Source organism: Streptosporangium sp. NPDC002607, from assembly GCF_053592655.1.
In genome coordinates this window covers 15,828-29,947 of record NZ_JBSFWD010000038.1, presented here as the reverse complement: position 1 = coordinate 29,947, position 14,120 = coordinate 15,828, and the positions used below count along the sequence as shown (strand labels likewise).

The 14,120-nt window shown below is 70.9% G+C and carries 11 protein-coding genes; 4 read left to right on the top strand and 7 right to left on the bottom strand.

Annotated features, from left to right (window positions below; translation table 11 throughout):
- Positions 1 to 252: 252 nt before the first annotated feature.
- The 3 genes from ACWD3H_RS33450 to ACWD3H_RS33440 all read left to right on the top strand — a co-directional run bounded on the left by ACWD3H_RS33450 (position 253) and on the right by ACWD3H_RS33440 (position 4,094).
- Positions 253 to 1,047 (top strand): SDR family NAD(P)-dependent oxidoreductase, encoded by a 795-nt coding sequence (locus tag ACWD3H_RS33450; RefSeq protein WP_451957826.1) that lies wholly within the window; start codon positions 253 to 255, stop codon positions 1,045 to 1,047.
- Positions 1,048 to 1,208: 161 nt separating this feature from the next.
- Entirely contained in the window at positions 1,209 to 3,116 is a 1,908-nt protein-coding gene (locus tag ACWD3H_RS33445; RefSeq protein WP_451957825.1) for an FUSC family protein, read from the top strand.
- Between the two features lie 96 nt (positions 3,117 to 3,212).
- The gene (locus ACWD3H_RS33440) at positions 3,213 to 4,094 is read left to right on the top strand and encodes an AraC family transcriptional regulator (RefSeq protein WP_451957824.1); all 882 of its coding nucleotides are present in this window, start codon (positions 3,213 to 3,215) and stop codon (positions 4,092 to 4,094) included.
- A gap of 12 nt (positions 4,095 to 4,106) precedes the next feature.
- On the opposite strand, the gene ACWD3H_RS33435 is transcribed toward ACWD3H_RS33440, so the two are convergent.
- The 6 genes from ACWD3H_RS33435 to ACWD3H_RS33410 form a co-directional block, all read right to left on the bottom strand.
- Positions 4,107 to 6,194 (bottom strand): xanthine dehydrogenase family protein molybdopterin-binding subunit, encoded by a 2,088-nt coding sequence (locus ACWD3H_RS33435; RefSeq protein WP_451957823.1) that lies wholly within the window; start codon positions 6,192 to 6,194, stop codon positions 4,107 to 4,109.
- Between the two features lie 12 nt (positions 6,195 to 6,206).
- Entirely contained in the window at positions 6,207 to 7,196 is a 990-nt protein-coding gene (locus ACWD3H_RS33430) for an FAD binding domain-containing protein (RefSeq protein ID WP_451957822.1), read from the bottom strand.
- Positions 7,193 to 7,717, bottom strand: coding sequence for a (2Fe-2S)-binding protein (locus ACWD3H_RS33425; protein ID WP_451957821.1), 525 nt, complete (start codon positions 7,715 to 7,717; stop codon positions 7,193 to 7,195). The genes ACWD3H_RS33430 and ACWD3H_RS33425 overlap by 4 nt, the downstream gene beginning before the upstream one ends.
- The gene (locus ACWD3H_RS33420) at positions 7,714 to 8,970 is read right to left on the bottom strand and encodes a low temperature requirement protein A (RefSeq protein WP_451957820.1); all 1,257 of its coding nucleotides are present in this window, start codon (positions 8,968 to 8,970) and stop codon (positions 7,714 to 7,716) included. Before ACWD3H_RS33420 ends, ACWD3H_RS33425 begins: the two co-directional genes overlap by 4 nt.
- Positions 8,971 to 9,183: 213 nt before the next feature.
- Positions 9,184 to 10,179, bottom strand: coding sequence for an alpha/beta hydrolase (locus tag ACWD3H_RS33415; protein ID WP_451957819.1), 996 nt, complete (start codon positions 10,177 to 10,179; stop codon positions 9,184 to 9,186).
- Positions 10,180 to 10,202: 23 nt separating this feature from the next.
- Complete coding sequence (locus ACWD3H_RS33410; RefSeq protein ID WP_355551094.1) at positions 10,203 to 10,508, bottom strand: putative quinol monooxygenase; 306 nt, start codon at positions 10,506 to 10,508, stop codon at positions 10,203 to 10,205.
- A gap of 240 nt (positions 10,509 to 10,748) precedes the next feature.
- Between ACWD3H_RS33410 and ACWD3H_RS33405 the strand changes: the two genes are divergently transcribed.
- Complete coding sequence (locus ACWD3H_RS33405; RefSeq protein ID WP_355551096.1) at positions 10,749 to 11,321, top strand: ferritin-like domain-containing protein; 573 nt, start codon at positions 10,749 to 10,751, stop codon at positions 11,319 to 11,321.
- Here the strand turns inward: ACWD3H_RS33405 and ACWD3H_RS33400 are convergent.
- Positions 11,269 to 14,040 (bottom strand): AAA family ATPase, encoded by a 2,772-nt coding sequence (locus ACWD3H_RS33400; RefSeq protein ID WP_451957818.1) that lies wholly within the window; start codon positions 14,038 to 14,040, stop codon positions 11,269 to 11,271. The two genes, ACWD3H_RS33405 and ACWD3H_RS33400, sit on opposite strands and share 53 nt — an antisense overlap.
- Between the last annotated feature and the right edge of the window lie 80 nt (positions 14,041 to 14,120).

Here is a 14,120-nt window from a genome sequence, read left to right as displayed (position 1 = left end):
CGGGAACGGCCGCGGGCATGACGACCCCGGACAGGCCACCACGACACCCCCACCCGGTACGGAAACCTTTGTCACAAGCGTGCGCTTCCCCAAAATGATCACCATCCGGGCTTTCCGTACCGGCGAACCCGGGAACGAACAGCGGATCAGCGGGAAGGCGCCCGGTGGAGCACCGTTCCACCTCGTCATCCGGTCGTGAGTGCCCGCCCGTACGGGGGACGGCTCCGCGACGGGCATCAAAGGACGTGACGCATGCACATCGATCTCACCGGCAGGACGGCACTGGTAACCGGATCCACAGAGGGGATCGGGGCGGCCACCGCCGCCGGCCTCGCGCGGGCGGGCGCGACGGTGGCCGTCAACGGCCGCACCCCGGAGAAGGTGGAGAGGGCCTGCGACGCGCTGCGCGCGGAGGTCCCCGGCGCGCTGATCGTCCCGGTCGCCGCCGACCTCGCCACCCAGGAGGGCGCGGACCACACCGTCGGCATCCTGCCGGAGGTCGACATCCTGATCAACAACCTCGGGGTCTTCGGGGTCCAGGACGCCCTGGAGATCACCGACGACGAGTGGCGCCGTTACTTCGAGGTGAACGTCCTGGCGGCGATCCGTCTCACCCGCGCCTATCTGCCGGGGATGGTGGCGCGCTCCTGGGGGCGCGTCCAGTACATCGCCAGCGACTCCGCGATCGTCATCCCCGTGGAGATGATCCACTACGGCATGTCCAAGACCGCGCTCCTGGCCGTCTCGCGGGGCTTCGCCAAGAAGGCCGCGGGCAGCGGTGTCACCGTCAACTCCGTCATCGTCGGTCCCACCCACACCCGAGGCATGGAGGACTTCGTCTACGAACTCGTCGACAGGAACCTGCCCTGGGACGAGGCCCAGCGCGTCTTCATGCGGGAGCACTGCTCGGAGTCCCTGCTGCGGCGGTTGATCGAACCGGAGGAGGTCGCCAACATGGTCGTCTACCTCAGCTCACCACAGGCCTCCGCCACCACCGGCGGCGCGCTCCGCGTCGACGGGGGCTACGTCGACGCCATCCTCCCCTGACCGATGGCGCACCCCGGCGCGGCGCACGGTGGTCAAGGCTTCGTCGGCGAGCGCGGGGATAACCCGGCGGGGCGGACGGGTAGGGGTGCGCCGTGGACCGTGAAGAGACCACCTCGGGGCCGGGCGTGTCCGGCGTGCCGGCGTACTGAGCACGGCGAGCGATGCCCCCGCTCTTCCGGCGGGCCGCCGACCGGCTGATCGACGCCGCTCCGGACTGGCTGGTCGAGACGGTCCGGCCGGCACCCGCGGCGCTTCGATGGTGGCCGATGCTGCGCATGGCCGTGGCGGTGACCGTCCCGCTCCTCGGAGGGGCCGCCGCCGGGCACGTCACGGCCGGCCTGCTGCCCGCCATGGGCGCCATGAACGCCGGGACGGCCGACCGGGGCGGCCCGTACCGGGCCAGGATCATCCGGATGGGCGCGGCCGGCGCCGCCGGGGCGCTGGGATATCTCATCGGGGCCGCGGTCCGCGACCACGGCTGGTGGGTGGTGCCGGTCATGGTGGCCGTTTCCGTGCTGTCCGCACTGATCAGCACGAGTGGGGGCACGGGCTCGGCGGCCGGGCTGCAACTGCTGGTGATGACCGTGATCGCCGGCGGCATAGCGCTGCCGGGACCGCCCGGCCTGAACGCGCTGACGTTCCTGCTGGGCGTGCTGTGGGTGATCGCGCTGGGGGTCGCCGACTGGCCCCTCCACCCGCGCGCGCCGGAGGAGACCGCGGTGGCCGAGGTGTACCGGGCCCTCGGCCTGCTGTTCACCGATCGCGGCGCCGACGCCCTGGCCGCGTTCGACACCGTGCTCAGGAACGCCTACGACACTGTCCTCGGCGCCCGCTCCCCGGCGGTGGGGCTGGATCCCGGGCGCACCCGGCTGGTCGCCCTGCTGAACCAGGCCTCGCTGATCCGCAACGCATTGCTCTCGCTGTGCCACGAGGGGCGCGAGCCGCCCGAGGAATCGGCGTCCGCCGTCGGGGGCGTCGCCGCGTCGCTCACCGGCGGGCCCGCGCCGCGGGCGGTGTGCCACGAGGGCGACTCACCCGCCGTACGCGCCCTCTCCTCCGCCGTCCAGGGGGCGGTCGACCTGGCGTCCGGCGGCGACGTCGCGGCCGACCAACTGCCGTACGAACCGGTCGGCTACCGCTCCCGGCTCCGGGCCGTTCTGGAGAAGATGTGGTACGGCCGCCTCGTCCGGGTCTACACGGTCCGGCTCGCGCTCTGCATGGGCGTCGCCGCCGCGGTCAGCCGGCTCGGCTGGTTCGATCGGTCCTACTGGATGACACTGACCGTCGCGCTGGTGCTCAAGCCCGACTTCGGGTCGGTGTTCGCGCGCGCCGTGCAGCGCGCGCTCGGGACCGTCGCGGGTACGGTGATCGGCACCCTGGTCCTTCTCCTGGTGCCGTACGGCCCGCTGCTGCTGATCCCCATCGCGGTGTGCGCGGCGCTCCTGCCCTACGGCATGCAGCGCAACTGGGGTCTGATGTCGACCTTCCAGGCGCCGCTGGTTCTGTTCCTGGTGGACCTGTTGACCCGCGGGGGGCCGGAACTGGGCAGGACCCGGATCGTGGACACGCTGGTCGGATGCGTGATCGTCCTGCTGCTGGGGTACCTGCCGTGGCCCGGGAGCTGGGAGGCACCGGTCGGACCTCGGTTCGCCGACGCGGTGTCGGCCACCGCGAACTACCTCAGGTACGCCTTCGACCCCGAGTACCCCGGCAGGGCGCTGCTCCTCCGCAGGGTGTACGACGCCCTGGCCGACCTGCGGACTGTCTTCCAGCGGGCGATGACCGAGCCACCTGTGATCAGCAGACGCGTCACCACCTGGATGCCCGCGATGACCGCGCTGGAACGGGTGGCCGACGCGACCGCCGCCACCGTCGCGCGCACCGGGCGCGGCGCGCCGCCCCCGCCGCGGGCGGCGGTCCAGGCCCTGGCGGAGTCCCTGGAGGGCATCGCCAGGGACGTCCGCGCGGGGCGGAGACCCGGCGATTCCGGGGCCTGCGCCGACGAGACGCTGGAGCGGGTCGACTCCGCCGTACGCAGCCTGCGCGACACGGTGGCGGGAGACCGCTAGCGGCTGGAACGGCCTGGCGGACCCACTCCTGCGCGCGATGTCCGTGCTCATCGCGAATGATTGTCGCGGTCCGCGGGTGCTGCTTGAATCGGGATCGTGGTCCTCGACGAATTACGCGATCTTCTCAACCGCCATGCTCGGCCTGATCTGCGGACTTCCATCGAGGACATGCTGATCTTCAAGGCCGAACACCCCCAGCCGCCGACGCCGACGACCTACGGCAAGGTGCTTGCTGTGGTCGCGCAAGGAGTGAAACGGTTCGCGTTGGGCGACACGGTCTACGAGTACCGGGAGGGGCAGTATCTCGTCGCCTCGGTCGACCTGCCGGTGACCGCCCACTTCGCCAAAGCCAGCCCGGAGCTGCCGGGGCTCGGGGTCGGGCTGACCCTGCATCCGGCCACCGTCGCCGAGGTACTGCTGCAGGCGGCTCCCGGTGACCTCCCGGAGCTCGGTGACGACGCTCCGCCGGGCCTGGCCGTCAGCACCGCTTCGGCCGAACTCCTCGACGCCGTCGTCCGCCTGGTGCGCCTGCTCGACCGCCCCCAAGACATCGCCGTCCTCGCGCCCCTCATCAAACGAGAGATTCTCTGGCGGCTCATCACCAGCGACCAGGGCCCCGTCATCCGCCAGTTCGGCCTGCCTGACAGCAGCCTCAGCCACATCGCGCGCGCTGTTCAGTGGATCCGTGACCACTACGCACAGCCGTTCCGGGTCGAGGACGTGGCCAAGCTGGCGGGGATGAGCGTCTCCGCTTTCCACCGGAGCTTCCATGCAATCACCGCGATGAGCCCGATCCAGTTCCAGAAACAGATCCGGCTCCAGCAGGCGCGACTCCAGCTTGCGGCGGCTCCCGCCGACATCGCCGCTGTCGGCCGCCGCGTGGGCTACGACAGTCCGTCGCAGTTCAGCCGCGAGTACCGTCGCCAGTTCGGGGCATCCCCCAGCCAGGACGCCATGCGCCTGCGCGCCACGAGCTGAGTTCCGTAGTGGTCAGTCCTCCAGGACGCGGTCGAGACGGATCGGCAGCTGCCGCTGCCGGACCCCGGTGGCATGCCAGACAGCGTTGGCGATCGCAGCCGCAGTGCCGACGTTCCCGATCTCACCAGCACCTTTGACTCCCATGGGGAGGCCGGGTTCGTGGTCAGGCACGAATTCGGCTTCGATGTCGGGAACGTCGGCGTGTGCGGCGATGTGATAGCCGGCGAAGTCAGGGTTGACGTGCCGCCCCGAGACCGGGTCACGGACGCCCTCTTCGTGCAGAGCCATGGACAGCCCGCCGACCATTCCCCCGATGACCTGGCTGCGGGCCATGAGCGGGTTGATCACCCGGCCCACGGCGAACAGCCCGAGCAGCCGCCGCACGCGCACCTCACCGGTCGCCGGGTCGACGGTGACCTCGGCGAAGACGGCGCTGTAGGCGTGTCGTTCCCTGGATGGCAGCTCGCCGAGCAGGTGCGTCGTGTCGACCGTGACCGTCGCCGGCCGTTCCGGGCCGCGCATCTTCGCCGCGGCCTCGGTGATCGCCCACGCCCAGGACGCGGTCCCGCGGGACCCGCCCGCGCTCCACGCGGGGCCGAGGTCGCTGTCGGAGATCCGAAGCCCGATCTTCTCCACGCCGACCTCCAGCGCATCGGCGGCGATCGCGGTCAGCGCGGTGCGGGCGCCCGTGCCCAGGTCGGTGGCGGCGACGACCACGGTGAAGGTGCCGTCCGGCTCGGCCGTGATGGACGCCGTAGAGGGGAACGCCCCGGTGCTGAAGGAGGTGGCGGCCAGCCCGGTGCCGACGAGCAGGGATCCCTCCCGCCGCATCCGCGGCCGGTGGTCGCGATCTGCCCAGCCGAACCGGCGTGCGCCTTGGCGCAGGCACGCGACCAGATTCCGGCTGCTGAACGGCAGTCCGGACACGGGACCGACGACGGGCTCGTTGCGCAGCCTGAGCTCGAGCGGGTCCATCTCCAGGCGCTCCGCCAGCTCGTCCATGGCCGATTCGAGCGCGAACGAGCCGGGCGCCGCGCCGGGGGCACGCATGGAGTACGGCGGCAGGATGTCGAGCGGAACCGCCGTGAGCCGGGTGCGGATCGCGGGCGCCGCGTAGAGCGTCTTGGTGAGCTCGGTGCACCCCTCGATGTACTCCGCGAGCGGGGACAGCTCGAACGCGGCCACGTGGTCGATCGCCCGCAGGCGCCCATCGGCATCGGCTCCGATCCGGATCACCTGGTCCGTGGCCGGCCTCTGCGCGGTGGCCAGGAACACCTGGTCGCGGGTGAGCGTGACCCGCACGGGCCGCCCGAACCGCGTCGCGGCCATCACGGCCAGGATCAGCTGCGGCCCGCACATGCCCTTGGACCCGAAGCCTCCGCCGACATGCTCGACACGGATACGCACCCGCTCCGGAGGCAGGCAGAAGAGCGTGGCCAGGGTGACGGCGATCTGGTACGGCCCCTGGTTGGAGTCGACGGCCTGCAGGCGTTCTCCCTCCCACCAGGCGGTCGCCGAGTGCGGCTCCATGGCGCTGCAGTGCTCCTCGGGCGTGCCGTACCTCTCGTCGACCACTACCGCGGAGGCGGCCAGCTCGGCGTCCACATCGCCGACGTCCACGGGCCCGTCGAAGAGGGCCGATGCCGGACGGCCCGCCGGGTGGCCGAAGAAGAACTCCGTGTCATGCGGTTGCACGTCATAGACCACCGGCAGCGCCTGGGCGGCGGCACGGGCCTGTTCGGGCGTCTCGCCCACCACGAGGGCGATGGGGCGGCCCGCGTGCGGGATCACGTCATCCTGCAGGAGTCGCAGCCCTCCGTCCGGACCGAAGAAGTGCCCTGCTTCCGGGTTGAGCCGGGGCGCATTCCTGTGGTCGATCACGCCCAGCACGCCGGGCATGTCCTGAACGGCCGCGACGTCGATGTCGAGGACGCGCCCGCGGGTGATGGTGGAGACGACGACTGCGCCGAAGGCCAGGCCCGGCACCGGCTCGTCGGCGGAGTAGCGGGCGCCGCCGGTGACCTTGGCTCGGCCCTCGACGCGGGGCCGCGCGGCCCCGACGGCTCCCGCGGCCGTCGGGACCGAGGATTCAGCGTTCATGGGTGATCTCCTTCAGTACGGCGAAGCCGCCAGGTCGGTCAAGACGGCCACGATGAGATTGCGCGCCAGCGTCACCTTGTAGGCGTTGCCGGGCAACGGCTCGGCGGCGGCCAGCTCGGCTTCGGCGGCCGTCCGGAACCGGTCGGCGGTGGCGGGGCCGTCCAGCAGCAGGCTCTCGGCGGTCCTGGCGCGCCAGGGCCGCGACGCGACCCCGCCGAGGGCGATCCGCGAGCTGCGCACCACCCCGTCGCGGATGTCCAGGTCGGCGGCGATGGACACGGTCGCGAAGGCGTACGACGCGCGCTCGCGGACCTTCCGATACCGCGAGAGCGGCGAGATGGCGGACTCCGGGAGACGCACCGCGGTGATCAGGGCTCCGGGCGGCAACGCCGTCTCCCGCTCTGGCGTGTCGCCGATGGGCAGGTAGAACTCCTCCAGTGGGATGTCCCCGGCGCCGTCGAGGGTCTCGTAGCGCACGACCGCGTCGAACGCGGCCAGCGCGACCGCCATGTCCGACGGGTTCGTGGCCACGCAGTGCGGCGACCAGCTGAGGACGGCGTGGTTGTGGTGCGCGCCGGCGATCGCTGAGCATCCGCTGCCGGGGGCGCGTTTGTTGCACGGTTGCGAGGGGTCGGCGAAGTAGGAGCACCGGGTCCGCTGCAACAGGTTCCCTGCCACCGTGGCCATGTTGCGCAGCTGGCCTGACGCGCCCGCCAGCACTGCCTGGCTCAGCGCCGGATACCGGCGCCGCACCTCGGGGTGGGCGGCGAGATCGCTGTTGGTCGTCGTCGCACCGATCTCCAGCCCACCGCCGGGTACCTGCCGGATGCCGTCCAGCGGAAGGAAACGAACGTCCACCAGCCGGGTGGGGGACTCGACACCGGCTTTCATCAGGTCGACGAGGTTCGTGCCGCCGCCGAGGTAGCGGACGTCGTCGTTCCCGGCGACCAGTCTGAGCGCCTCACTGATCCCCGAGGCGCGCTGATAGGCGAACTCCTTCATCGGGCCTCCTCCAGGATCGCGCGCACGATCGACGGGTACGCGCCGCAGCGGCACAGGTTGCCACTCATCCGCTCGCGCACCTCTGCCGCGTCCAACGCCGGCGCCGGGCCGTCCGGGCAGAGATCGGCGGTGACCGCGCTGGGCCAGCCCGCCGCATGCTCGGCCAGCATCCCGACGGCCGAGCAGAGCTGCCCGGACGTGCAGTAACCGCACTGGAACCCGTCGAGCCGTACGAAAGCCTGCTGGATCGGCCGCAGCTCGCCGTCACCGGCGAGGCCTTCGACGGTTGTGACCTCGGCGCCCTCGGCGGCGACCGCAAGCGTCAGGCAGGACAGCACCCGCCTGCCGTCCAGTAGCACGGTGCAGGCGCCGCACTGGCCGTGGTCGCAGCCCTTCTTCGGCCCGGTGTGGCCGGTGTCCTCGCGCAACGCGTCGAGCAGCGTCCTGCGATTGTCGAGGCACAAACGATGTGTCGCGTCGTTGACGCGCAGCGAGATCACACTGCGGGTGTCGTTGGTCATGGTCTTCCTTCCTTCAGGCGCGGCATGCCCGGGCGCGTGAGGCCGGATGGCAGGGGGCTGGCGGCGCATGCGTCGCGGCCGGCCCGCTCGCGCGCGTACCGGGTGGTCTCGACGACGATCAGAGTGATCAGGAGGGTCACCAGTCCCGCCAGCCCAGCCAGCGGCGGCAGGACGACGGCAGCCGGCGTGGCCGCAAGGATGGCGCAGGCCGCCAGCAGCCGGGGGCGGCTCAGCGTGTGGTGCATGCGGCGCTCGAACAGCAGATGCCCGACGAGGTACAGCGTGAAGCCACCGAAGAGAGCGAGCGCGGAGAACACGCCCAGCGGCCGGCTGTCCCCGGCGTGTGCGAGCACGCCCTCCACACCCAGGGCGGTGAGCAGGATGCCGGCGATGAGAGGCAGGTGCCCGTAGGTGTAGGCCTCGACAGCCAGGCGCAGCCTCGTTTCGCCTCGTGCCCGTCCGAGCCGGTGCTCGGCCGCACGTGCCACCACCTCGAAGTACAGCCACCACAGGCACACCGCGACGGCGACGCCGAGGACGGCGGCGAGCAGCAGGGCCCCGCTCATGGGCCGGTCGGCGGCGCCGACGCCGATGGCCAGGAACGACTCGCCGATGGCCAGGATGACGAACAGGCCATGACGCTCGCTCAGGTGGGCCGGGCTGTGCAGCCGCCACTGGCCGTGCCTAGCCGTGAGGTAGATGCCGACCCAGTCCACCAGGAGGGCGACGGAGAACAGAAGCACCTGTGTCCAGCCCCCGAGCAGCGCCCCGGACACCAGCAGAACCGCGCTCGTCAGCATGGGCAGCCAGGTGATCGCGATCTGCCGTCGCAGCCCGGCGTCACCGGTCGCGGCCACCGCGAAGACCGCGAGGTGCACCCAGCGGACCAGCAGGCAGGCGCCCACCAGCACCACAGGACCGTTCAGGCCGCCCGGCTCGTCGTCCCATGCTTCGGGGATGGTCAGGCCGACGACGAACATCGCCGTCATCGCGACGGCCATTCCCGCCCGCGGCAGACCCTGGTCGGCTCGTGAGTGGTTGCCCAGCCAGGTGTAGCCGGACCAGGTGCCCCACAACAGTGCGAGCATCAGCAGCCCCCGGAGCACGCCGGGAGCGCTGTGCTGCTGGGCCATATAGCCGTTGAGCTGCGTTATCGCGAAGACGTAGACCAGGTCGAAGAACAACTCGAAGGGCGTCGCACGATGGTCCTCACCGGTGGAGCGAACGTTGTCGTGTCCACGTTTCACACCCATGGTCACCCCTCCAGGTCATGCGACGCGTGCGCGTCCATCGGGGACCAGCGGGCGCGCCTGTACCGAGGCCGAGTTCGACGACGAGCGGGTCACCGTCGCGTGGGATGGGCGAGGCGATCAAGTCGGCCAACGGCTCACCGCTCGGCGCGACAGCGCCGACGGTGAAGGGGGACCGGAGGAACTCTCGCAGGAACGCGGCACGGTTGACGGCGCTCATCGGTTGGCCCCTTGTGCTGGCTGAAGGGCCTCGTCCGGCGAGGCGGGGGTCAGGACGCGGGCGAGCCAGTCGTTGCGGGTACGGCGGGCGGTGGCGGAGATCCGGGCATGGGGGTAGAGCGCGTCGAATCCGTGGAAGCCGCCCGCCCAGACATGCAGCTCTGCCTGGCCGCCGGCCGCCCAGATCCTGGTTGCGTAGGTGACGTCCTCATCGCGGAAGACCTCTGCCGTGCCGGCGTCGATGTAGGTGGTCGGCAGGCCGGACAGGTCGCCGGCGGTCGCAGGTGAGACATAGATGGACACAGCCTGGTCGGCCAGGGGGCCGAGGACCGATCGCCATCCGAACTCGTTCATCTCGCGGGTCCAGACACCGGGGTCGCCGGAGAACTGGTGGCTGGAGACGGTGATGTTGCGATGGTCGAGCATGGGACAGATCAGCACCTGCGCGGCGATGGCGGGGGCGCCGCGGTCACGCGCCAGAAGGGCGAGCCCGGCAGCGAGACCACCGCCGGCGCTGGCCCCCGCGACGATGATGCGCCCCGGGTTGATACCGAGCTCGCCAGCGTGCTCGGCGATCCAGAGCAGGCCCTGGTAGCAGTCTTCGACCAAGGTCGAGCCGGTTGCCTCCGGTGCCAGCCGGTAGTCGACGGTGGCCACGACGGCGCCGAACAGTTCGAGCCATTCCAGCGGGATGTCGATGTTCGAGAACCGGTCACCCATGATCATTCCGCCACCGTGGATCCAGTAGACGCACGGCGCCGCCGCCGTGGAACGGCCGGGGGTGAAGATCGACAGGGGGATCTGGGCGCCGTCTTGGCCGGTCACCGTCACCTCGCGCCGGTCGATCGCGCGACCCTCGAGGTACGGCTCCACCGATGTCACGGACAGGTGGCGCATCTGGGCGAGCATCTCGGGGTCGAGCCGGGATACCAGGGGCATGTCCGCAAGAAGCTCCCGCAGTTCGGGATCGAGGTCGGGTCTGGCCAATGTCACGATGAACTCCTCCTGGTTCAGGTTCAGAAAGCGGCTTTGCCGCCGACCGGTACCGCGTCGGCGTATTCGGACTCGCCGGCGAGCAGCGACTGGAGGCGTGCGACCAACGCCTGCGCCTGCTGGGTGGCGAAGAACATTGCGTGCGCCTCCCGGCTGACCCACCCTTCCGTGACGTGCACGACGTCCCGGTTGCCGGACGAACGGCTGACCAGGAACACGACGCAGTCCTTGTTCGGTAGTGACGGTGCGTTGAGCAGAAGCTGGACCAGTTCGTCGCCCTTACCCGGCTGCGCCGTCATCGTCGCGTGAAATCCATGGCCGACAGACATGGGGACGACCTCCTCACTGTGGTGCGCTGTTCGCTTGTCTCACGCCCCACTTTCGGCGCCGCCCGGGCGGCCCCACATCAGTCACTCGACTCCGAGTTCACGGCCTTTCCCGGGGCAGGCGACCTACTTGCGGGTGGAGTCACGCCTCTGGAAAACGGCCTGTCCAGGGACCACCGCCCCTGGGCGATTAGGTCATATGACAGATGCCTCGGTGCGACTCTGTGTCTCACCATCGAGGGTGTGACGAGGCTTCCAAGCCCAGAGCAGCTGTCCAAGCGCGAGGTCCGGGACCGTGCCCTGTTCGATCTGGAGGACGGGCCGGTGACCCCGTCGAACCGTGCTGAGCTGACGGCTGTCGCACGTCTGCTCAACGTGCTGCTGGTGAGCCTGGTCGTCTCCTCGTTGCAGTACGAGCAGCATGCGCACCTCGTCCGCGCGCCGTCATACCGGCCGATCTCCGAGTTTCTCCACGCCTGCGCGGACCAGGACCGTGGTGGGGCCAGGCTGCTCGCGGCGCGGATCTGGCAGCTCGGCTTCGCCGCCGACTACGACCCGCAGCACCTGTCCGCCCGGTCGTGCGTCACCTTCCAGACCTTCCCCGACGGGGACCTCACGGGCATCGTTACGCAGGATCTCCTCACGGCGCGGATCCTCGTCCAGACCCTGCAGGAGGCGGTGCGCTGGGTCGGGAACAGCGATCCGACCACCCGGCAACTGCTGGAGCGGCTGCTCGAAGAGAAGGAGAGCCAGGCTGACGCGCTCAGCGCGCAGGCGGCCGCGACTCGTCGGGATGCGACGACAGCGCATCCCTGAGCCCCGCGCGGGAGGTGACGCCAAGCTTGGGGAAGATCCGGTACAGATGCGCGCCGACCGTTCGGTGCGACAGGTACAGGCGCTCGGCGATCTGCTTGTTGCTCAGACCGCTCGCCGCCAGCTGCGCGATCTGAGCCTCCTGCGCAGTCAGGGCGGTCGGACCACCCGACGGCACGTCAACCTGCCGGTGGCCGGCCGCGCTCAGCTCGCTCCGGGTGCGCGCCAGCCACGGCTCCGCGCCCATGGCGGCGAACCCGTCACAGGCGAGGAGCAGCTGCCGACGAGCCTCCGACGCCGATCGGCCACGGCGGAGCCTCTCGCCGAACGCGAGCCGTACCCGCGACGCGTCGAACAACCACCGCTCGCTCGCGGGACTGGCCAGCAGAGCCTCCAGCCGCGACATCGCCGCGTCGTCATCGAGAACGAGAGCCTCCGCGCCGGCCTGGATCAGCGCCATCCTGCTCGACAGCGAGGCCACGTCGGCAGCCCGCATCGCCTCTACGTGCGCCCTGGCCTCGACCGTGCGTCCGACTCGCACCGCCGCCTCGACCAGGTCGAACATGACCCAGGTGCAGTGCGGTGCATGCGAGGCCAGGACGCCGGGCGGGCTCATCGCGGCGGCGTGCCGGAAGGCGGCGTCGTAGTCGCCCCGGCCCAGCGCAGCCAGGGCGCGCGGATGGTGCGCGAACAGGGCCGCAGCCGACACACCGCGCGGCAGCGCCCAGTGCGTGATCTCGTCGGCCAGTGTGTACGCCTCGTCGAAACGGCCCCGGCCGGCGGCGATGATCGCCCTGTTGTACAGGAAATACCACTCGAAGAACGAGAAGCCGCTGGCGTCACAGACCCGATGCCCCTCCAGAGCGAGTTCCTCGGCCTCGTCCCACCGGCCGACGAGGTAGTCGTCCAGGCACAGGTGCATCAGGGCGCCGAGGTGCCGGCGGGGTGCTCCGCCGTTCCGCCCCTGCTGGACCAGGCGCCATGAGGACTCGCGGCAGTCGGCCAGGCGGTCCAGGTAGACCGATGCCGTACCAATCCGCATGATGCGCGTGGGATCCCCCTCGTCGGGGAGGGTGCGGAGGATTTCGTCGATCGCCGGCCGGGCCGAAGCCGCGGTGCGTACGGGGTCGGGGAACGTCTTGCTCGCCAGTGCGAGCACGTCGGGCGGCGATGGCCTCAGCCTGCGCAGCGCCCGGTAGAACGGTTCCCAGTACTCCGGATCGCTGCCGTACCAGCACAGCAGCAGCAAGGTGTGCATGGCTTCGATCAGGGCGGGGTTGTCGGCGCGGAATCCGTGGTCGCCGGTCTCGATGGCTCCCAGCAGGAGGCGGTGCGCGGTGTTCACATCGCCGTCTCCGTTGAGCATCAGGAAGGCGGCCGCGTTGGCGGCCAGCAGGGAACCCGCCGAGTCCGGGTCCGACCGGCGCGCATCCGTCAGGAGCGACTGGGCGTCCTCGACGGCGCCGCCGGCTTCGGCACCGATGTAGGCGGCCTCGGCGAGCCGCCGGCCACGGCTCGCGCTGGTCGAGCTGAGTTCGGCGGCGCGGATCAGAGCCGCGACCGCGGCGAAGGCGTCTCCGCGGAGCATGACGCGGTGCGCCGAGTCCTCCAGCAGCTGCGCCACCGTCTCATCCGGTCCGGTGGCAGCCGCCGCGAGGTGCCACGCGCGGCGTTCCTGGTCGACGTCCAACGCTCCGGCGAGAGCGAGGTGCGCGCTGCGTCGCTCCTCGTGGGTGGACACCGCCACGATCGCCGACCGGATCAGCGGGTGCCGGAACGCGATCCGCGCCGTGGCGTCGTCCACGCGTACCAACTGCGCCCGCTCGGCCGGGGCGAGGCCGGCCAGGCCGTGCCCGGCCCCCACGGCGGCCCTGAGCACCCTGATGTCGCCGTTGCCCTCGAACGTGGCCAGCAGTAGCAGCCTGCGGGTCGGCTCCGGCAGATCAGCCATCCGCGTGGCGAACATCGCCTGGAGCCTGTCGCTGAGCGGAACCACCTCAAGGTGGGTCACCGGGTGATACGCAGCACCCAGCAGCGTGGACGGCAGCTCAGTCAGCGCCAGCGGATTGCCTTGGGCGAGGTCGAGCAGCCGTCGCCGGACGCGCGGCGGCATCTCCGGGAAACCAGCGTCGACCAACCGCTCGGACGCCTCATGGTCCAGCGGCCGGACCGTCATCTCGGTCAGTCCCCGCGGATCCAGGAAGCTCGCCGCGCCCGTTCTGGCGGAGACCAGCAGCCCGGCCTGGGTACCCTCCAGACGGCGGGCGACGAAGCTCAAGACGACGGCGCTGGCCCGGTCGATCCAGTGCACATCGTCCACCAGAAGAGCGAGCGGCGCATCGGCGGCTACCGCCTTGACGAGCAAGAGCGTCGCGTTGCAGACCAGGAGCGCGTCCGTGGGCGCCCCCACACCGAAACCGAGCGCCACCGACAACGCCTCCCGCAGACCGGGCGGGAGGCGCTCGATGTCGGCGTTCAGCGGCAGAAGCAGCTGGTTGAGGCAGGAGTAACTGACTTCCGCCTCGAACTCCGACCCTGACGCTCGCAGAACCCGCATGTCCGCCGTGATGGCGAGCTCTGCCACGGCGGCCATGAGAGCGGATTTGCCCACCCCGGGCTCGCCCCAGAGCAACCGCGTGTCGCCGCGCTGCCGGGCGGCATCGAGAAAACCGGCGAGCTGGTCGAGCTCGGCACGGCGTCCGAAGAGTTCACCGCCGCCCACAGGCACCTCACAGCGTCGGCCATGTCCTACCTGCCCGACGCGACTCGCCGCACCACGACGGCTGTCGCATAAGGCGTCGC